This is a genomic window from Pedobacter boryungensis (assembly GCF_013204825.1).
Taxonomy (GTDB): domain Bacteria; phylum Bacteroidota; class Bacteroidia; order Sphingobacteriales; family Sphingobacteriaceae; genus Pedobacter; species Pedobacter boryungensis.
Genome location: NZ_JABMKV010000003.1, coordinates 384,047 through 403,559 on the forward strand (window position 1 = coordinate 384,047; position 19,513 = coordinate 403,559).

20 protein-coding genes are annotated in these 19,513 nt (G+C 34.8%); 1 reads left to right on the top strand and 19 read right to left on the bottom strand.

The window, feature by feature from the left end:
• Window positions 1-8 precede the first annotated feature (8 nt).
• The gene (gene ispF, locus HQN85_RS13825; RefSeq protein WP_173273240.1) at window positions 9-488 is read right to left on the bottom strand and encodes a 2-C-methyl-D-erythritol 2,4-cyclodiphosphate synthase; all 480 of its coding nucleotides are present in this window, start codon (window positions 486-488) and stop codon (window positions 9-11) included.
• The gene (gene porV / locus HQN85_RS13830; RefSeq protein WP_246249804.1) at window positions 488-1,669 is read right to left on the bottom strand and encodes a type IX secretion system outer membrane channel protein PorV; all 1,182 of its coding nucleotides are present in this window, start codon (window positions 1,667-1,669) and stop codon (window positions 488-490) included. The genes ispF and porV overlap by 1 nt, the downstream gene beginning before the upstream one ends.
• A 330-nt stretch (window positions 1,670-1,999) precedes the next feature.
• On the opposite strand from porV, the gene HQN85_RS13835 reads away from it, so the two are divergent.
• Window positions 2,000-3,589: an SUMF1/EgtB/PvdO family nonheme iron enzyme gene (locus HQN85_RS13835; protein ID WP_173273250.1), complete on the top strand. Its 1,590-nt coding sequence runs from the start codon at window positions 2,000-2,002 to the stop codon at window positions 3,587-3,589.
• 45 nt (window positions 3,590-3,634) lie between these two features.
• Here HQN85_RS13835 and HQN85_RS13840 read toward each other — a convergent pair whose 3' ends face one another.
• The 17 genes from HQN85_RS13840 to HQN85_RS13920 form a co-directional block, all read right to left on the bottom strand.
• On the bottom strand, window positions 3,635-4,135 hold the full coding sequence (locus HQN85_RS13840; RefSeq protein WP_173273253.1) for an acetyl-CoA carboxylase biotin carboxyl carrier protein subunit: 501 nt from the start codon (window positions 4,133-4,135) through the stop codon (window positions 3,635-3,637).
• Between the two features lies 1 nt (window position 4,136).
• Window positions 4,137-4,721 (bottom strand): DUF4159 domain-containing protein, encoded by a 585-nt coding sequence (locus HQN85_RS13845; RefSeq protein WP_246249810.1) that lies wholly within the window; start codon window positions 4,719-4,721, stop codon window positions 4,137-4,139.
• Window positions 4,722-4,843: 122 nt separating this feature from the next.
• The gene (locus HQN85_RS13850; protein WP_173273259.1) at window positions 4,844-5,545 is read right to left on the bottom strand and encodes a 16S rRNA (uracil(1498)-N(3))-methyltransferase; all 702 of its coding nucleotides are present in this window, start codon (window positions 5,543-5,545) and stop codon (window positions 4,844-4,846) included.
• A gap of 10 nt (window positions 5,546-5,555) precedes the next feature.
• Window positions 5,556-6,869 carry a hemolysin family protein gene (locus HQN85_RS13855; RefSeq protein WP_173273261.1) on the bottom strand — a complete coding sequence of 438 codons (1,314 nt, stop codon included), beginning with the start codon at window positions 6,867-6,869 and terminating at the stop codon, window positions 5,556-5,558.
• Window positions 6,869-7,417 (bottom strand): inorganic diphosphatase, encoded by a 549-nt coding sequence (locus HQN85_RS13860; protein ID WP_173273264.1) that lies wholly within the window; start codon window positions 7,415-7,417, stop codon window positions 6,869-6,871. The genes HQN85_RS13855 and HQN85_RS13860 overlap by 1 nt, the downstream gene beginning before the upstream one ends.
• On the bottom strand, window positions 7,414-8,088 hold the full coding sequence (locus HQN85_RS13865; RefSeq protein WP_173273267.1) for a DedA family protein: 675 nt from the start codon (window positions 8,086-8,088) through the stop codon (window positions 7,414-7,416). Before HQN85_RS13865 ends, HQN85_RS13860 begins: the two co-directional genes overlap by 4 nt.
• Window positions 8,089-8,134: 46 nt before the next feature.
• Window positions 8,135-9,508 (bottom strand): NADH-quinone oxidoreductase subunit N, encoded by a 1,374-nt coding sequence (locus HQN85_RS13870; protein ID WP_173273270.1) that lies wholly within the window; start codon window positions 9,506-9,508, stop codon window positions 8,135-8,137.
• Window positions 9,509-9,510: 2 nt separating this feature from the next.
• Window positions 9,511-10,974 carry a complex I subunit 4 family protein gene (locus tag HQN85_RS13875; protein WP_173273273.1) on the bottom strand — a complete coding sequence of 488 codons (1,464 nt, stop codon included), beginning with the start codon at window positions 10,972-10,974 and terminating at the stop codon, window positions 9,511-9,513.
• Between the two features lie 19 nt (window positions 10,975-10,993).
• Window positions 10,994-12,895, bottom strand: a complete 1,902-nt coding sequence (gene nuoL / locus HQN85_RS13880; RefSeq protein ID WP_173273276.1) for an NADH-quinone oxidoreductase subunit L — start codon at window positions 12,893-12,895, stop codon at window positions 10,994-10,996.
• A gap of 11 nt (window positions 12,896-12,906) precedes the next feature.
• Complete coding sequence (gene nuoK, locus HQN85_RS13885; RefSeq protein WP_173273279.1) at window positions 12,907-13,236, bottom strand: NADH-quinone oxidoreductase subunit NuoK; 330 nt, start codon at window positions 13,234-13,236, stop codon at window positions 12,907-12,909.
• Window positions 13,229-13,735 (bottom strand): NADH-quinone oxidoreductase subunit J family protein, encoded by a 507-nt coding sequence (locus HQN85_RS13890; protein ID WP_131551941.1) that lies wholly within the window; start codon window positions 13,733-13,735, stop codon window positions 13,229-13,231. The genes nuoK and HQN85_RS13890 overlap by 8 nt, the downstream gene beginning before the upstream one ends.
• A 120-nt stretch (window positions 13,736-13,855) precedes the next feature.
• Window positions 13,856-14,356, bottom strand: a complete 501-nt coding sequence (locus HQN85_RS13895) for a NuoI/complex I 23 kDa subunit family protein (protein ID WP_173273282.1) — start codon at window positions 14,354-14,356, stop codon at window positions 13,856-13,858.
• A 9-nt stretch (window positions 14,357-14,365) separates the two neighbouring features.
• A complete protein-coding gene (gene nuoH, locus HQN85_RS13900) occupies window positions 14,366-15,403 on the bottom strand; it encodes an NADH-quinone oxidoreductase subunit NuoH (RefSeq protein WP_173273285.1) in 1,038 nt (345 codons plus the stop codon).
• Entirely contained in the window at window positions 15,403-16,413 is a 1,011-nt protein-coding gene (locus HQN85_RS13905; protein WP_173273288.1) for a 2Fe-2S iron-sulfur cluster-binding protein, read from the bottom strand. Before HQN85_RS13905 ends, nuoH begins: the two co-directional genes overlap by 1 nt.
• 2 nt (window positions 16,414-16,415) lie before the next feature.
• Complete coding sequence (gene nuoF / locus HQN85_RS13910; protein WP_173273291.1) at window positions 16,416-17,792, bottom strand: NADH-quinone oxidoreductase subunit NuoF; 1,377 nt, start codon at window positions 17,790-17,792, stop codon at window positions 16,416-16,418.
• The gene (locus HQN85_RS13915; RefSeq protein ID WP_173273294.1) at window positions 17,792-18,304 is read right to left on the bottom strand and encodes an NADH-quinone oxidoreductase subunit NuoE family protein; all 513 of its coding nucleotides are present in this window, start codon (window positions 18,302-18,304) and stop codon (window positions 17,792-17,794) included. Before HQN85_RS13915 ends, nuoF begins: the two co-directional genes overlap by 1 nt.
• On the bottom strand, window positions 18,297-19,511 hold the full coding sequence (locus tag HQN85_RS13920; protein WP_173273297.1) for an NADH-quinone oxidoreductase subunit D: 1,215 nt from the start codon (window positions 19,509-19,511) through the stop codon (window positions 18,297-18,299). Before HQN85_RS13920 ends, HQN85_RS13915 begins: the two co-directional genes overlap by 8 nt.
• Window positions 19,512-19,513: the final 2 nt, after the last annotated feature.

A 19,513-nucleotide genomic window follows, 5' to 3' on the forward strand; every position in this document is an offset into this window, starting at 1 on the left:
TCGGTTTTTTAGTTTTTCTGAATTAAGCAAACCGCATAGGCAACTACTCCTTCTTCTCTACCAATAAAACCCATTTGCTCATTTGTAGTAGCCTTAATAGAAATGTCTTCTATTGACATTCCAATTGCTTCCGCGATATTTTCTTGCATTTGTGGAATGTGAGGATTTATTTTTGGTGCTTCAAGACATAACATGGCATCAATATTCCCAATCTCGTATCCTTTCTCTGCAAGTAATTTTACAGTTTCTTGCAATAATATTATACTACTTATTCCTTTCCACTGCGGGTCGGTATTTTTAAAATGAAATCCAATATCTCTTAAATTGGCTGCGCCTAAAAGTGCATCGCAAATGGCGTGCAACAAAACATCAGCATCAGAATGACCAAAAGCACCTTTATGATGCTCTAAATTTACGCCGCCAACTATAAATGAATGATTATCTTTTAATTGATGTACATCGAACCCGAACCCTACTTTAATCCTCATTATTTGGTATCCCCGAAATTAAATAGCAAACTAAACCTCAACGTATTAGCCAATGGACTTTTTTGTGGATCAGCTAATAAATAAGAAAAGTCTATATTAAAAATATTATACTTTAAACCTGCGCCAACTGTGAAATATCGTCTATCTCCTTTTTCAGGCGCTTCATAAAAATATCCAGCTCTTAATGCAAATTGTTGATTGTACCAATATTCTACACCAGTAGCAATGCTTACTTCTTTTAATTCTTCACTAAATCCTCCTGGCGCATCACTAAATGAACCAAAAATACCAGCAGGCACAGAACGATCTGGATCTTTCCCGGAAATTATAGTTCCATTAGAATCTCGTATTGGTTGCGTTGGCACCATCAATTTATTGAAATCTAAAGCAAATGTAAACTGATTATAATCATCGATAATTAAGGTAGTAGCTCCACCTAATTTCATATTTGTAGGCAGAAAATATTTATCACCACCATCTACATAGCTTATTTTCGTGCCAATATTAGAAAAATTAACCCCTGTCGATACAATAGCATCTTTACCAAATAGTACAGTTTGCTTTCTATAATACGCTGATACATCTAATGCGAATGCTGTGCCTGCCTTAGTTTGTTGTCCAGCAGAAAATTGACCAGAAGTTAAATTAGAATAAATAAATCGAGCCGTAGTTCCCAACGAAAATTCATTCCCAAATCTTCGTGAATACGTGGCATCAAACGAAAATTCATTAGGGCTATAAATCCCTAAATCTTGTTGATTTGCATCTGTAAGTTGAATTTGCCCTAAAGAAAAATAACGTAATGCACCACCTATTGTACTTCTATCATTCACTTTGTAAAAACCACTTAAGTAGGCTAAATTAATATCAGGCACTAGGTTCTTTAACCAAGGACTATATGATGCTGAAAAACCATAAGGCCTATCTAAGAAAGCCAATTTAGCAGGATTAATACTCATCGCATTCGCATCTGGTTGGGTTGCTACGCCCGCTTCACCCATACTACCTGTTCTTGCGTCTGGAGTAATTAATAAAAAAGGAACTGCAGTATTAATGTTATTAGATTGGCTACCGTTTGTTTGAGTACCTGGCTGTACCACTTGCGCAAATAGCTCGCTACTACAAAACATCGCTAAAGAAAACATGCCTAAGGCTGCTGCGCTAAAGTACTTCAGATTCATTAGTTAAATATAGACATATAACAGGTATGCAAGTTAACATAGTGTTTACTAATTTCAAAGTAATAACACCTTTCATTTATCTTGATTTCTTGTTAAATGATACAACGTAAAATAAAAGAAAAATGTATGAGAATAGAGAAAGCCATTTTGTAAATAAAAAACAAGTTATAATAAATAAAGAACGATTACGTTTCAAAATATCATTTGTTGCATAATGAGCTAAAACACTTATTTAGTTGACAAACTGGCTCTTAAATTAAAAATTATTTTTTTGGCGGATAGCTCTTTTTTTATGTAATTTTATCACCTAGGTGTTACATAGACACAATTATGAAAAAAACATATTTACAATTATTTATATTCTTAGTTAGTATTACAATTTTTACTTCGTGTAATAAAAACTCTGGAAAAGACGTTTCGAGCAAAACTGGTTATGCCTATAACAAAAAGGAGAATGGCGGTTTTGAAGTTGCTAGTAAATACAAACGTGGTCCAGCAGGAACTGGTTTAGTAGAGATAGAAGGCGGTGTATTTATTATGGGAGGTAGCGCTGTTGATATTCCAGGACAAGATTTAAGCAACTATAATTATAAAAGAGAGGTTAGTGTAAGCTCCTTCTATATGGATGAAACCGAAGTTTCGAACACTAACTGGCTAGAATACTTAAATTGGATTAAACGTAGTTATCCAACAGATGCACAATACTATTACGAAGAATTACCGGATACATTAGTTTGGCGTAGACCATTATCATTCAATGAGCCCTATGTAAATAATTATTTGAGGCACCCGGCTTATCAGAATTACCCCGTTGTTGGCGTTAGCGCTTTACAAGCAGAAAGATATTGTGCTTGGAGAACTGATATGGTGAATGAAAAATTATTAAGAGATAAAGGATTTATGAGTTCTTTCGCCACAGTAAATGGAACAGCTACTGGAAGGAATGCAGCAGCTACACCTACAGTTACAAGACCAACAACACCTTTCAATACAGAAATTTATTTGAACGGACAGTATGATGATAAAGGACCAAAAGCAAAAGCAGATCTTAATCCTGCTGCGACAGCTAATGGAACTGCTGCAACTACAGGGAGAGGTGCACCGACAGCAACAAGAAATGTAAGGTTAGAAGACGGAGTAATTTTACAACCATTTAGATTGCCATCAGAATTAGAATGGGAATATGCGGCTTTAGGGTTAATTGGAAATACACAATACGAAAACATTGGCGATAAGAAAATATATCCATGGAATGGCTTAGGAATAACTTCTGCTAAGAAAAGTACCAGAGGTTTAATTCTAGCTAACTTTAAAAGAGGAAAAGGTGATTACATGGGTGTTGGCGGATCATTAAACGATAAAGCTGCATTTACACAAGATGTGAGAAGTTATGAACCTAATGATTTTGGATTGTATAACATGGCAGGTAATGTAAACGAATGGACACGTGACATTTATCGTGCTTCAACTTTTGAACAAGCAGATGCGCTAAATGCATTTAGAGGTAACCAATATCAAAATAAAGATAGAGACCCAATTACAGGTAAACTTAAACAGGATAAATATGGCAAACCACAAATGGTAAATGCTAATTCTGGGGTTAAACAAACTTGGGCAGAATTACAAGCTAGAAAGGCTGCTGGAAGTACAGGAACAGGGGCTTATAATCCTGATCAACGTGGATACCGTGATGAGGAAAGTTCTTTATATGGCATAACTACTTTAGTTAATAATAAATCCAGAGTGTATAAAGGTGGTTCTTGGGATGATCAGGCACAATGGTTAAATCCTGCTGCTAGACGATATTTACAAGAAGACGAATCAACTGCTGATATTGGCTTCAGATGCGCAATGACAATGTTAGGTTCATCAGAAATCAAATCTGTTGGTAAGCCCCAGTTTAAGGTTAAAGGCAAATAGATAAAATTAAAAAGAAAAGGGGAGCAAATTGCTCCCCTTTTCTTTTTAATGAAAACTAATCAGTATTTCGTTCTTCTCTACCTTATCCCCCTGTTTAATTTCTATTTTCTTAATTATCCCATCTGTTGGCGATTTAATCATATTTTCCATTTTCATCGCTTCTAGCACTAAAAGATTATCTCCTTTCTTTACTTCAGCCCCTTCGGTGGCCAAGACACTTAAAACTAAACCAGGCATTGGCGCTTTAATTTGCTGTATTTTATTTACTGCTAAATTATCCATACCCAACTGTTTTAATAACTGATCAAACTGATCTTTTATCGTAAGGTTATAAGTATTGTTATTTACCTTGATAACTGCTGTTTTTTCTTCTTTATTTAGTTCTACTATTTCGATAGTATAAGATTTATTTTTATACAATACATGAGTAGCAGTCGCGTTTAACGCAAGTCTATCTAATTCGATCGTTTCATTATTAACTTCTAGCTGGTTATAATCAGCTGTGATATCAAAGTTATATTTATCGTTTACTTTTATTTGATACATGTTACTGTGTTAAAGCATACTGAATTAAATTTGCACCCATTTTAAGCGCTTTACTACGAGTTTCTTGTGTGTCTGAAGGGTACGTTCCAAAATCTTCCCAACCATTGCCTAAATCGCATTCATACGTATAATAGCAAACGACTCTCCCTTTCCATATTAGAGCAAAACCTTGAGGTCTTTTCCCATCGTGTTCATGTATTTTTGGTAAACCTCCAGGAAATTTAAATTTCTGATTGTATATTTTATGATTTGATGGTAGTTCTACAAAACTAAGTTCCGGAAATACTTTCTTCATTTCTACTCTGATAAACTTATCTAACCCATAGTTATCATCGATGTGCAAAAAACCACCTCCAATCAAATATTTTCTCAAATTAGCCGCTTCCTGATCATTAAAAACCACATTTCCATGTCCTGTCATATATACAAAAGGAAAATTATATAATTCAGCACTCCCAACTTCTACAATACCTTCATCAGAAGAAAAATTAGTACCTAGATTTTTATTGCAGAAGTCAATAAGGTTAGGCAATGCCGTCCTATTTCCATACCAGTCCCCACCTCCATTATACTTTAATTTACCCATCTTATAAGTTGGCACAGTAAAACTAGGGCAAAGAACAAGGATTAATGAACAAAGGCTGAATACTAAAACGACATGCTTTAAGTTCCAAACTGATAATTTATAATTGAAAATTCGTAACTTAATCATCTATTTATATAATTAACTTCAAAACAAGCGGCTAAGGCAGCAGTTTCAGTTCTCAGTCGCGTGCTACCTAAAGTTACTGCTTTATAGCCATTTTGCAAAGCGATATCAACCTCTGTTTGAGTAAAATCACCTTCGGGCCCAATTAAAATTAAATACGATTGATATGTTTGAGTAAGTTGATTGATAAATGGTTTTTCTCCTTCAATGCAATGTGCAATGAACTTCTCTCCATTTGAATTTTGTTTCATCAGCTCCATAAAAGAAATAGCAGTATTTAATTTAGGATGATAAGCTGTTAATGATTGCTTTACAGCTGAGGTAATCACTTTTTCTAACCTTTCTTCCTTTACGATTTTACGCTCTGAACGATCGCAAATGATCGGCGTTATTTCGTCAATTCCTATTTCTGTGGCTTTCTCTAAAAACCACTCTATACGATCTATGTTTTTTGTCGGCGCAATAGCAATGTGTAAATAATGATTACGCTTCCCAAATTCTGTTTGCTTTCTAATTACTGTCAGCTGAACATTTTTTTTGCTCATCCCCGTAATTTCAGCTTCATATAAACCACCCTTTCCATCAATTAAATGGATGATATCACCAACAGTTAAACGGAGCACTTTACTACAATGCCTACTTTCTTCTTCGTTTAATGTGTACTGATTTGATGTAATATCGGGTGTGTAAAAAATATGCATTAGCTTGAGTTTAATGCGTATCTACCATATCACTTTTATTAATTACCAACTCAAGTTTTATGGTTTCTATATTTTGTTCAGTTTTCTTTAAAATAGTAAATAAATAACCGTAGCACTCTTCACTATCGCCAACTTCAGGAATTTTACCAAAAGCATGAGAAACTAATCCACCTACAGTATCATAATCTTCATCTTCTGGTAAATCATGTGGTAAGTGTTCATTCACGTCATAAACGGTAGCATAAGCGTTAATGACAAATTCTGTATCTGAAATTTTCTCTACTGTTGGCTTCTCTTCATCATATTCATCCTGAATTTCACCAACAATTTCCTCTACAATATCTTCTAAAGTAACCATCCCTGCTGTACCACCAAACTCATCAATTACAATAGCAATTTGAATACGTTTTTGTTGTAATTCGCTAAGCAGATCGTTAATTTTCTTTGTTTCTGGAACGAAATATGGTTTTCTGATTATATCGGCCAATGCCCATTCTTTATTGCCAGCTAAAAGTGGCAATACGTCTTTAGCATGTACAATACCGATAATTTTATCAATAATATCATCGTAAACTGGCATGCGAGAATAACCTTCGCCAATGATAGTTTGCACTACTTCCTCTTTTGAGGTGTTGAGTTCTATACCAGAAATTTTTGTACGAGGTACCATGATATTTTTAACCACACGCTCGTTAAAATCGAACACATTTTTGATTAACTCATGTTCATTATCTTCTAATGCACCACTTTCTTTACCTTGATCTAGTAAGTATTGAAGCTCTTCATTGCTATGTAATGATTCATGTCCGCCAGCAGAGTTAATTCCAAATAATTTTAACACTAAAGATGCAAATCCATTCAATAACCAAATTACTGGTCTACCTACAAAATAAAATGCTCTTAGTGGTAATGCAATAAATAATGTTGTAGCGACAGGTCTTTGTATTGCAATTGATTTCGGAGCTAACTCTCCAAAAACAATATGCATAATGGTAATGATTGAAAATGCAATAATTGTAGAAGCTGAATTAATTACGTTTTCGCTTATTCCGAACTTAATTAGTCCATCATGAATAATTTCATGCATAACACGTTCACCTACCCAGCCCAAACCTAGCGATGCCAAGGTGATTCCTAACTGTGTTGCTGCTAAAAATCCATCTAAATTATGGATAATATGCTTTGCAATTTTACCAACTCGGCTACCAGTTTTTGCTTTAATTTCAATTTGAGACCCGCGAACTTTTACAATAGCAAATTCGGCGGCTACAAAAAATCCGTTAAGTGCAACTAAAAAGAAAGTCCAGAATAAATCCCAGCCCATTATATATTTCTAAATTTCTTATCGTAAAGCTCTATGCTTTCTTGTATCACTTTGTGTGCATAACGTACACCAAGCAAGTGTTCAATAGTTACTTTTTTCTCTTCTAATGCTTTGTAATCTTGAAAGAATTTAACAATTTCTTTCATAGTATGCGGTGGCAATTCGTGTAAATCGTTAATGTAATTTACAGACATATCATTTTTTGCTACCGCAATAATTTTATCATCCTGCTCTCCATTATCCACCATGTGCATTACACCAATTACTTTAGCTTCAATAATTGTCATTGGGTAAACGTCAACAGAACATAATACTAAGATATCCAATGGGTCATTATCATCACAATATGTCTGTGGGATAAAACCATAATTTGCTGGATACATTACAGACGAGAAAAGAACTCTATCTAATTTAATTAGGTTCGATTCTTTATCTATTTCATATTTTGCTTTTGAACCTTTAGGGATTTCAATTATTGCATTTACAACAGCTGGCAGGTTCTCTCCAGGAGAAACACTGTGCCACGGATGATGATCTTCTTTACTCATTTTTTTTCTTCTTCTTCAATCTCTGTCTCATCTTCATCATCACTTTTATTTACCCGTTTTTTCACAAACGTGATAACCAATGGTATAGTGGTGATTACAATGAAACCTATTATTATATAAACCAAATACTCTTCAATTTGTTGGGCAAATCTTTTACCCAAAAAATATCCAAGCAAAGTTAATGATGCTATCCATAATATTGCACCTACAATGTTATAAAATGCAAATTTTTTAATGTCTAATTTTACTACCCCAGCAAAAATAGGGGCAAAAGTTCTAACAATTGGCACAAACCTACCCATTATTAAAGCAAAGGCACCTTGTTTTCTGTAATATCGTTCTGCAGCCAAAAGATATCTCTTTTTAAAAAAAATACTATCTTTTCTCTTATACAACAAAGGGCCCGTTTTTCTTCCGAACCAATATCCTGTGAAATTTCCAGAAATAGCAGCAATGCATAAACCTAGCACTAAGACATATATATTTACATCTAACCTACCCGTTGCCACAAACATGCCCGCTAAAAACAAAAGATAATCGCCTGGTAAAAAGAAACCAAAAAATAAACCGGTTTCAGCAAAAATTACAAACAAAACAACATAAAAACCACCCTCTTTAAGTAATTTTTCGGGATCAATAAAATGCTGTAATGAATTCCAGAATTCTTGCATAGTTGAATTATTCGTAAAACTACAAATAATAATCTATATCGTTAGGCTATATCAAATTTAAAATAAGAGATGGATAAACCCCTAAAAATAAGGTAACTATTACCGATAGTACTAATACTATTTTGTATTGCAATGGAGTATCTAAAATAATGTCTGAACCATCTTTAAACCACATAGCTATAATCACTTTAAAATAGTAATAGAAACCTATTAATGCATTTACAATAGCAATAACAACTAAAACAGTTTGATAATTTTCCATTACGTTTAAAAACATCACATATTTACCAATAAAGCCAGCAGTTAATGGAATACCTGCTAAAGAAAGCATTGCAATGGTTAGTGCGAAAGCTGTTAATGGATTTCTTTTACCCAAACCATTAAAATTCTCGAAGTTATCATTACCTGTTTTTTGCTTAACAACTATCAAAATTGCAAAGGCAATGATCGTTGCAAACGTATAAGCTGCAGCATAAACTAATACATTACTTGCAGAATTAGCGGTAAGTACAATTAAAGAAAACAACATATAACCTGCATGCGATACACTCGAATATGTTAGCATGCGCTTGAAGTTTTTTTGGTAAAGGGCAGTAATGTTTCCTATACACAATGTGATGATCGTAATGATCATTAATGCTGGCATCCAAAAATCATGTAATGGTTCAAAAGCTCCAGCAAATAACCTTAAAAATGCAGCAAAACCAGCTGTTTTAACCACTGTCGACATAAAGGTAGTTATTAACGATGGAGAGCCTTCATACACATCTGGAACCCAGAAATGGAATGGAGCTGCACCAACTTTAAAACACAAACCAATCATCATTAAAATAACACCTGGATAAAATAAAGGTGAAACTGCTTTTACATTATTCACTAAATAATTCTGAATAATAGCAATATCAAACGAACCTGTTGCTCCGTATATTAAAGTAATACCGAATAATAAAAACCCTGTAGAAAAAGCACCCATTAAAAAGTATTTCAATGATGCTTCATTTGAGGCAAAATTCAGTTTTCGTATTCCCGCTAGGATATATAAACTTACTGACATAATTTCTAAGCCAATAAATAGCATAGACATATTCTGATAAGAAACCATGATAATCATTCCTGAAAGAGCAAACAAAATCAAAGTAAAATACTCTGCAATATTATCGCTCCCTTCAGCAAAATAATTTTGGGTTAATAGAAATATAAAGAAAGTACCAATTATAGCAATGGCCGAAAATGCTAAAGCGAAATTATCCATACGCATCATACCGTAATACGTTGTTGGATTATTCCATGAGCAAGCTACAAAACCTAATGCAACCAATAAACCAATTAACGTTAGAGGCAACAAGGCTTTTTTTGCCTTAAACAAACCCGCATAAAGTACTATTAAAGCCGTAGCGGCAATGGTTATAATAATGTTCATGTTTAGTTTACCCCTGTTAATTTTTGATTTACTTGTTCTAATAAATGTTGTACTGAAGCTTCAGATAAGTGCAAAATTGGTTTTGGATAAACACCCATTACAATTATCAATACGCAAATAGTGTACAATACCCCTTTTTCTGTTCCTTTAATATCAGTAAAACTGATGGTTAGTGTATTGGTTTCGCCTAACATTACTTTTTGATACATTCTCAGCATATATACTGCACCAAAAATGATAGTCAAGCCAGCAATTAAACCTAACCATGAGTTGTAATTGTATACGCTAAATAGCAATAAAAACTCGCCAATAAAACCGTTAGTTCCTGGTAAAGCAACAGTTCCTAAAAGGATAATTAAAAAAGTAATAGCCAATTTTGGAGCAACTTTAGCTAATCCACCTAACTCTTCAATTTTATTGGTGTGTAAACGAGATGATATGATATCCAATACGAAAAACAAACCTATTACATTAATACCATGACTTAACATTTGTACCATTACACCTTGTAAACCTTGTGTACTTAATGCAAAAATACCTGCTGATATTAAACCAACGTGAGCAATTGACGAATAAGCAACTAGACGTTTAGCATCTTTTTGAGTAAATGCAATTAGCGAAGCATAAACAATTCCAATTACAGAAAGTATCATTGCTACACAAACCCAGTCGTTAACGCCTTGTGGTACAATTGGCAATAACCATCTAATTACACCATAAATACCCATTTTAAGCATAATACCAGATAATAACATAGTTCCTGGAGCAGGAGCTTCTGTATAGGTATCCGGTTGCCAAGTATGGAATGGGAATATTGGCATCTTAATAGCAAAAGCAATAAAGAATGCCCAGAAAATCCAACCTTGTTGATATGAATCTAAGTTTAAGGCGTAAAATGCATTGATATCGAAATTCTTAGCAGGATTTTGAAGATATAAATAAATGATACCCAATAACATGAAGAGTGAACCTGCAATCGTGTAAACAAAAAACTTCATGTTTACTTTAATACGATCTTTTCCGCCCCACATGGCGCAAATAAAGTAAATTGGAATTAAAGCCGCTTCCCAACCGATATAAAATAAAAATCCATCTAATGCTGTAAATACCAACAATAATCCGCTTTGCATAAATAAAATTAACGCATAAAAAGCATTGGCATTTTTGTATTCATGTTTAAAGCTCGAAAGAATGATTAATGGCATTAAAACATTTGTTAAAATAACCGTAATCATGCTAATTCCATCAATACCTGCATGGAAATTAATTCCTAATTGCTGTATCCAAGGATAGTTTACTGCGAATTGTGTAGTCGCATCTGGAGTAAATTGGGTTAATAAACCAATAGTTACACAAAGCGATATTAGTGCAAAACCTAATGCACTTACTTTAGCAGAACCGCCTTTAAGTAGTGAGGTAATTAATGCACCAACAAGTGGTAAAAATATGAGTATTAATAGTTCCATTTATATGTGTTGAACCGAATTAAGCGATTGATAAATAAGTATACAATAACAATGCGATGATACCGAATACCATCATAAATATATAAAAGCCAACATTACCAGATTGTAAAAGACGTAAACCTTTACTTCCCTCAGTTGCAGACCAGCCAAAGCCATTTACCAAACCATCGATTACTTTTTTATCGATAATGCGATAGAAAAATCTCGAAAATGCATCTAAAGGTTTAGTGATGATGGCATCGTAAATTTCATCCAAATAGAATTTGTTGTATGATATTTTGGCTAAAATTGAGCGTTTATTTTCATCCGAAACTGGAACATGAGCATTTTTAACATATTTAGTATAAGCATAAAACAAGGCAATTAACGCCGCCAAAACAGAGACAGCCATTAAAGCAAATTCTGTAGTGTGGTCTAGTGTTAATTCATGATGAGCAATACCAGCTCCAGTTAGCCAATGCGCCAACCATTCATTACCACCAAATACTGCAGGAATATTTATCAACCCACCAATTGCCGCCAAAATAGCTAATACAATTAATGGATATGTCATGATTTTTGGAGATTCGTGAATGTATTCTTCTGCATGATGCGTTCCACGATATTTGCCAGAAAAAGTTAAAAACATCATTCTGAACATATAAAAAGCAGTCAAAAACGCTGTGAACAATCCAATTGCCCAAAGTACTTTATTGTATTCAAAAGCGTGGGCTAAAATTTCATCCTTAGAAAAGAAACCAGAGAAGGGTGGTAAACCAGCGATTGCGATTGTACCGATCATCATGGTAGCAAACGTAATTTTAAGCTTTCCTTTTAATCCACCCATGTGGCGCATATCTTGCTCATGGTGCATTGCATGTATTACAGAACCTGCTCCTAAGAACAACAATGCTTTAAAGAAAGCATGAGTTAAAACATGGAAAAATGAACCTGTATATGCACCAACACCTAAACCTAAAAACATGTAACCCAATTGAGATACAGTTGAATAAGCCAATACCTTTTTAATATCTGTTTGTGTTAAAGCAATAATTGCGGCAACTAAAGCAGTTGCTGTTCCAATAATTGCAATGATCATTTGCGTAGTTGGCGCTAAATCAAATAATACGCTCGAACGGGCAATCATATAAATACCAGCAGTTACCATTGTTGCAGCATGTATTAAAGCAGAAACTGGTGTTGGGCCCGCCATTGCGTCTGGTAACCAAGTAAATAAAGGTAATTGAGCAGATTTACCACAAGCACCTATAAATAATAAAATCGTAATTAAAGTAATTGTTCCTGCACCTGGCATCATTGAAGCAGCCTGTGGAAATACCTTAGCAAATTCTACACTTCCAAAAGTATTAAAGATTAAGAATACACCTAAAAGGAAACCCAAATCTCCAATTCTATTCATTACGAATGCTTTTTTTGCTGCACTTGCATAATTACTGTTGGTATACCAAAACCCAATTAATAGATAAGAACATAATCCTACACCTTCCCATCCAATAAACATCACAATGTAGTTTGAGCCTAAGACCAATATCAACATAAAGAAGATAAATAGGTTTAAGTAAGCGAAGAATTTACCAAATCCAGCATCATCATGCATGTATCCAACTGAATATAGATGAATTAAAAACCCAATTCCTGTTATAATTAATAACATTATTGAGCTCAATGGATCGTATAAAAACGAAAGTGGGATGTGTAAATTACCAGCGCTAATCCAATCGAAAAGCTCAACTGGAAACTGTTTTTGTGTGCTACCACTTAAATCAAAAAACAAAATAACGCTTAATACAAAAGAAGCTAATACAGCGCCACTGCCAATAATACCAACAAGGCTTTTGCTAAATGTATTTCTGCCTAGGCCATTAATTACAAAGCCTAAAAGCGGAAGCAAAGGAATTAACCAAAGTAAACTATTTATCATCTTCTATATAATTACCACTTAAGGCGATTTAACACATTAATATCTATCGACTGCGTATTTCTGTAAACCATTACAATAATTGCAAGTCCAACGGCTACTTCGGCAGCTGCCAAAGCCATAATAAAAAACACAAAAACTTGCCCTGATGGATCGTTATGATGAACAGAAAAAGCTGTTAGCAACAAGTTAACAGAGTTTAACATCAATTCTACCGACATAAAAATAACAATAGCATTTCTACGTGTTAACACGCCCATTACCCCGATAGTGAAGATAATAGCACATAACCAAATGTAATGGTCAAGTGGAACGGTTTGCATGGTTGAAGCTAAATTATCCATTTGCTTTTTCTTCTTTTTTAGTTAATAATACTGCGCCAACCATTGCTGTAAGCAATAAAATTGATGACAATTCAAATGGCAACATAAACGGGCCAAATAATTCTTTACCTAGGTTTTTTACCAATCCCAAATTTGGATTTTGTAAAACTAATGGGCTATTAATTGAAACCGCTTTAAATGAACCAACTAGGGTTACTAATAAACATCCTCCGGCTATTACGCCTAAAATTTTAACCAAAGCTGATTTATTGGGTTCATTTTCCTTATTCAAGTTTAAAAGCATCAGCACAAATAGGAATAAAACCATAATTGCACCCATGTAAACAATAAAATTTACAACCGCTAAAAATTGTGCGTTTAATAACACATAGTGGACTGTAAAAGTGAAGAAAGTTAGAATCAAATATAAAACACTGTGAATTGGATTCTTCGAAAAGATAACCATCAGTGAAAAGATGATGCTCAATGTTGCTACGAAATAGAATACTGATGTACCCATTAATTTTCTTTTTGTTTAGTTATTAACCGTCTCGTCATTGCGAGGCACGAAGCAATCTATTTTGTTAAAGTCCATCGCTTTAGGATTGCTTCGTTCCTCGCAATGACGACTTGTATATTTTTATTTCGCCTCCAAAGGAGCTTCAACCAATTTATCTTTTCCGTAAATAAAATCTTTACGTAAATAATCAGATGGAACAATTGGTCCATCTAAATAAATAGCCTCTTTAGGGCAAGCTTCTTCACATAAACCGCAAAAAATGCAACGTAACATGTTGATTTCATAAACTGCAGCATATTTTTCTTCACGGTATAATGCTTTCTCTTCAGGCTTACGTTCTGCTGCAATCATAGTGATTGCTTCTGCAGGACATGATAAGGCACATAATCCACAAGCAGTACAACGCTCTCTGCCTTCTTCATCTCTTTTCAGAGAATGCATTCCTCTCCAGTTAATTGAAAATTCACGCACTTGTTCCGGATATCTAATCGTTGAACTTTTCTTAAAAAAGTGGCTCATTGTAGTACCTAAACCTTTAACAATTGCAGGCAAGTACATTCGTTCTGCAAGGTTAAGAGGCTTTTGCTCTAGTACTTTTTTCTTATTACTTAATGATTCCATATCTCTCTCTTAAAACTTATTTACAACAGCAATAACAATCCCTGTGATAATGATATTTGCAATAGCCAATGGAATTAATGCTTTCCATCCTAAATTCATCAACTGATCATAACGGAAACGAGGGATTGTCCAACGTACCCACATGAAGAAAAAGATGAATGCAAATATTTTAGCAAATAAAACAACTGTTCCAATTAATGCAGCAACATTAGGACTAACATGACCTGCAACAGTATCCATCCATGGGTAATTGTAACCACCAAAGTATAATGTTGCCATCACGGCAGATGAAACAAACATATTGATATACTCAGCAAACAGGTAAAACCCTAATTTCATTGATGAGTATTCTGTGTGGTAACCCCCAATTAGTTCAGTTTCACACTCAGGTAAATCGAATGGAGCACGATTAGTTTCTGCAAAAGAACATACCATAAAAATGATAAATCCTAATGGTTGATAAATAACATTCCAGTGCCAACCATGCTGCTGAGCTACAATTTCTTTTAAACTAAGCGTGTTGGTCATTAAAAGCAAAGCAATGATAGATAAGCCCATCGCCACCTCATAACTGATATTTTGAGATGCTGCCCTAATTGCACTTAACAATGAATACTTATTGTTAGATGCCCAACCACCAATCATTACACCATAAACACCTAATGAAACCACCCCAAAAAGGTAAAGTACACCAACATTAATATCTGTAACTTGTAAAGGAACTACTCTTCCATTAATGTTCAAATCTTGACCCCAAGGAATAACCGCCGTACCAATACAAGCACAAAGCATGGCCAACCCTGGACCAACCATAAATAACCACTTACTTGCGTTTGAAGGAATAATCTCTTCCTTCATAAACATTTTTAAACCGTCAGCTAAAGGTTGTAAAATACCAAAAGGACCAGCTCTATCCGGACCTAAACGATCTTGTAAAAAAGCAGCAACTTTTCTTTCTGCATAGGTAGAATACATCGCTATAACCAAACTAATGGAAAACAAAATAGTTACCAGTGCAAATTTTTCGATTACAAAATTTATATCCATTAGAATTTACTGGTTTTTTCTAGTTCAACTTTATTAGCTTCTTGCAAAGCCAAATTTTCTTTAATTACCGGTAATGGTTTAAATGTTTCGTAATGATTTGATGAAATTACCGAAGTATCAGGAATATGAGTTGGGTGTTCAATTGTCCAATCTGCAGTCGCTTTTTTCTCAAAACGACATTCATTACATATAAATTCTTCCACTTCCCCAAATTGATCCTTACGAGCGGTAACACGTAAAACATCTGCTCCTTTATACCAAAGCGTTACTTTACCATTACATTTTTCATGGTTGCAATCACGATGTGCATCAACAGGTTTAGTAAACCAAACTCTATTTTTAAATCTGAAAGTTCTATCTGTTAACGCTCCAACTGGACAAACATCAATTACATTTCCAGAGAAATCATTATCAACAGCAGTTTGAATGTAAGTAGAAATTTCAGAGTGATCCCCACGATTTAAAATACCGTGAACACGTTTATTGGTAATTTGATCTGCTGTAAACACACAACGATAGCATAAAATGCAACGATTCATGTGTAATTGGATTTTATCCCCAATATCAATTCTTTCGAAAGTACGACGCTCAAATTCATAACGAGTACGTTGTAATCCATTTTCATAACCAAGATTTTGCAAATCGCATTCACCAGCTTGGTCGCAAATTGGGCAATCCAATGGGTGATTAATCAACAGCATCTCCACAACACCATTTCTAGCTTCCAAAACTTCTGGAGAAGTAATATTTTGCACTTCCATACCATCCATTACGGTTGTACGGCACGATGCAACTAATTTTGGCATTGGACGAGGATCTTTTTCAGAACCTTTAGTTACTTTAACAATACATGTACGGCATTTACCACCACTTCCTTCTAACTTAGAGTAATAGCACATTGCAGGTGGAACAATGTCGCCCCCAATTTGCCTTGCAGCATTGAGAATACTCGTACCTGGTGCTACTTCTACAGTTATACCATCAATGGTAACTTTCATTAAATCACTCATGGTTAAAGATTATCCTGTTTAACTTCTTCAACTTTTCTCTCTATCGGAACAGCATAATTGGCTAAACCATAATTGCTGCTTAAGCTTTTAACTGGCTCTTTTACATGCCACTCAAACTCATCCCTAAAATGTCTTATCGCACTTGCAACTGGCCAAGCCGCTGCATCGCCCAACGGACAAATTGTATTTCCTTCTATTTTTTTAGAAACATCAACCAATAAGTCGATATCGCTCATTTTTCCGTGTCCGTATTCCAATCTATGTAATACTTTTTCTAACCAACCGGTACCTTCGCGACAAGGAGAGCATTGTCCACAGCTTTCGTGATGATAAAAACGAGCAAAATTCCAAGTATTCCTTACGATACATTGATCCTCATCAAATGCGATGAAACCACCTGAACCCATCATCGTTCCTGTTGCAAAACCACCTTCAGAAAGCGATTCATAACTCATCAAACGAGGTTCGCCATTGGCATATTTAAGCGTTAAATTTGCGGGTAAAATTGGCACTGAAGAACCCCCAGCAACAGTTGCTTTTAATCTTTTACCATTAGCAATACCACCGCAATATTCATCAGAATAGATAAATTCTTCCACTGGTAAGCCTAACTCAATTTCATAAACACCTGGTTTTACTAAGTTTCCAGAGGCTGATATTAATTTCGTACCTGTACTTCTACCGATACCTACTTTCGCATATTCATCGCCACCATCATTAATAATTGGTACAACAGCAGCAATCGATTCAACATTGTTTACTACTGTTGGACAACCGTATAAACCAGCAATTGCTGGAAATGGAGGTTTAATACGAGGATTTCCTCTTTTTCCTTCTAATGATTCTAACAAAGCAGTTTCTTCACCACAAATGTAAGCACCACCACCAGGTTGAACATAAAGTTCTAAATCGTATCCCGTTCCTAATATGTTTTTACCTAAAAATCCGGCAGCCTTAGCTTCAGCAATTGCTTTTTCTAAAATGCGGATTTGAGGCATCATTTCTCCACGTACGTAGATATAAGATGTGTTTGCACCAAGAGCAAAACTCGATACAATCATTCCTTCAATTAATGCATGAGGAATGTAAGTCATCAAATATCTGTCTTTAAATGTTCCAGGTTCAGATTCATCAGCATTGCATACCAAATAACGAGCAACACCTTCTGGCTTAGCCAAGAAACTCCATTTCATCCCTGTTGGGAAACCTGCACCACCACGGCCACGTAAGCCAGATTTTTTAACTTCTTCCACCACTTCATCAGGTGTTAAAGTTTTCAAAGCTTTCTCCACAGCACGGTAACCACCTTTTTGGCGATAAACTTCTAGTGTGTTAATGCCTGGTACGTTAATATGTTCTAATAATAGTTTACGTCCCATTATTTATTGCGTAAATTGTCTATTAATGTATCAACTGATTGTTCAGTCAAGTTTTCGTAGAAAGTATATTCAGGGCCAATTTGTAATACTGGTGCAAAACCACAAGCTGCTAAACATTCTACGCCCCTCCAGCTAAATAGACCATCAGCTGTAACTTCGCCTTCTTTAACACCAAGTTTACTTTCAATATGATCCATTATTTTTTCTGCACCAACTAAACAACATGGCCCAGTACGGCAAACTTCTAATACATATTTTCCTTTTGGTTGTAAAAAGTACATACTGTAAAAAGATGCAACTTCATACACTTCAATAGGTTCTATATTCAAATATTCAGCAACTTTATCCATTGCAGCAACACTTGTCCAACCAAATTCTGCTTGTACCAAATGTAATAAGGGTAGCAAAGCTGATTTTTGTTTTCCAGCAGGATAACGTTTAACGATCTCATCAAACTTTTCAATTAAAGTTGATGAAAATTCTACAGGTTGTTGTTCCTCTACTTTAAGCATCTAATTCTCCTGCAATAATGTTCATGCTACTCATGTTAATGATAGCATCTGATAATAGCATGCCTTCGCTCATTTTTGCAAACATTGAATAATTAATAAAACTAGGTCTTCTAAAATGCAAACGATAAGGGGTTCTACCTCCATCGTTAATCAAATAAAAACCAAGCTCTCCATTACCACCTTCAACAGCGTGATAAACTTCTGCTTTTGGTGCATCAATTTCGCCCATCACAATTTTAAAGTGATAGATTAATGCTTCCATATTATTATAAACTTCTTCTTTTCCTGGGAGATAAAATTCTGGCACATCAGCATGGAAAATACCTTTAGGCTCAGATTTTAACTTCTCCATAGCCTGTTCGATAATTCTAACACTTTGCCACATTTCTTCATTACGCACTAAATAGCGATCATAAATATCGCCACTTGTACCTACCGGAATCTCAAAATCAAAATCTTGATAAGATGAATAAGGCTCGCTTACACGAACATCATAATCTACACCTGTTGCACGTAACAATGGGCCAGTCCAACCGAAACTTAATGCATTTTCCTGAGTCACTTCGGCAACGCCAGCAGTACGATCAATAAAGATACGGTTACGATTTAATAGGCTTTCAAACTCTTTTAATGCGACTGGAAATTCTTTTAAAAATTTATTAATCTTCGCAAAGGCGATATCATTAAAATCTCTTTCCAAACCTCCAATACGACCAATATTAGTTGTTAAACGAGCGCCACAAATCTCTTCGTAAATTTCATAAATATGCTCTCTAAATTGGAATAAATAAAGGAAAGTTGTGGTTGCGCCTGTATCCTGAGCAATAATAGTATTGCAAATGATATGGTCTGAGATCCTTGCCAATTCCATGATTATTACACGCAAATAATCTACACGCTTAGGAATTTGGATATTCAATAACTTTTCAACCGTCATGTGCCATCCCATATTATTAATTGGGGATGAACAATAATTTAAACGGTCAGTTAATGGTGTAATCTGATAGAATGGACGGTGCTCTGCAATTTTCTCAAATGCTCTGTGAATGTATCCTATAGTAGAAACACCACTCACAATGCGTTCGCCATCTAATTGCAATACGTTTTGAAAAACACCGTGTGTAGCAGGGTGAGTTGGGCCCAAATTTAAGGTTACCAATTCACTCTGCGGATCATTATCTGTATATACTGGTTGATTGTGCTTCATGT

What these genes read in the sequence shown, in the direction of transcription:
- ispF (WP_173273240.1), bottom strand. Translation starts at nt 488, where the DNA reads ATGAGGATTAAAGTAGGGTTCGGGTTCGATGTACATCAATTAAAAGAT.
- porV (WP_246249804.1), bottom strand. Translation starts at nt 1,669, where the DNA reads ATGAATCTGAAGTACTTTAGCGCAGCAGCCTTAGGCATGTTTTCTTTA.
- HQN85_RS13835 (WP_173273250.1), top strand. Translation starts at nt 2,000, where the DNA reads ATGAAAAAAACATATTTACAATTATTTATATTCTTAGTTAGTATTACA.
- HQN85_RS13840 (WP_173273253.1), bottom strand. Translation starts at nt 4,135, where the DNA reads ATGTATCAAATAAAAGTAAACGATAAATATAACTTTGATATCACAGCT.
- HQN85_RS13845 (WP_246249810.1), bottom strand. Translation starts at nt 4,721, where the DNA reads ATGGGTAAATTAAAGTATAATGGAGGTGGGGACTGGTATGGAAATAGG.
- HQN85_RS13850 (WP_173273259.1), bottom strand. Translation starts at nt 5,545, where the DNA reads ATGCATATTTTTTACACACCCGATATTACATCAAATCAGTACACATTA.
- HQN85_RS13855 (WP_173273261.1), bottom strand. Translation starts at nt 6,869, where the DNA reads ATGGGCTGGGATTTATTCTGGACTTTCTTTTTAGTTGCACTTAACGGA.
- HQN85_RS13860 (WP_173273264.1), bottom strand. Translation starts at nt 7,417, where the DNA reads ATGAGTAAAGAAGATCATCATCCGTGGCACAGTGTTTCTCCTGGAGAG.
- HQN85_RS13865 (WP_173273267.1), bottom strand. Translation starts at nt 8,088, where the DNA reads ATGCAAGAATTCTGGAATTCATTACAGCATTTTATTGATCCCGAAAAA.
- HQN85_RS13870 (WP_173273270.1), bottom strand. Translation starts at nt 9,508, where the DNA reads ATGAACATTATTATAACCATTGCCGCTACGGCTTTAATAGTACTTTAT.
- HQN85_RS13875 (WP_173273273.1), bottom strand. Translation starts at nt 10,974, where the DNA reads ATGGAACTATTAATACTCATATTTTTACCACTTGTTGGTGCATTAATT.
- nuoL (WP_173273276.1), bottom strand. Translation starts at nt 12,895, where the DNA reads ATGATAAATAGTTTACTTTGGTTAATTCCTTTGCTTCCGCTTTTAGGC.
- nuoK (WP_173273279.1), bottom strand. Translation starts at nt 13,236, where the DNA reads ATGGATAATTTAGCTTCAACCATGCAAACCGTTCCACTTGACCATTAC.
- HQN85_RS13890 (WP_131551941.1), bottom strand. Translation starts at nt 13,735, where the DNA reads ATGGGTACATCAGTATTCTATTTCGTAGCAACATTGAGCATCATCTTT.
- HQN85_RS13895 (WP_173273282.1), bottom strand. Translation starts at nt 14,356, where the DNA reads ATGGAATCATTAAGTAATAAGAAAAAAGTACTAGAGCAAAAGCCTCTT.
- nuoH (WP_173273285.1), bottom strand. Translation starts at nt 15,403, where the DNA reads ATGGATATAAATTTTGTAATCGAAAAATTTGCACTGGTAACTATTTTG.
- HQN85_RS13905 (WP_173273288.1), bottom strand. Translation starts at nt 16,413, where the DNA reads ATGAGTGATTTAATGAAAGTTACCATTGATGGTATAACTGTAGAAGTA.
- nuoF (WP_173273291.1), bottom strand. Translation starts at nt 17,792, where the DNA reads ATGGGACGTAAACTATTATTAGAACATATTAACGTACCAGGCATTAAC.
- HQN85_RS13915 (WP_173273294.1), bottom strand. Translation starts at nt 18,304, where the DNA reads ATGCTTAAAGTAGAGGAACAACAACCTGTAGAATTTTCATCAACTTTA.
- HQN85_RS13920 (WP_173273297.1), bottom strand. Translation starts at nt 19,511, where the DNA reads ATGAAGCACAATCAACCAGTATATACAGATAATGATCCGCAGAGTGAA.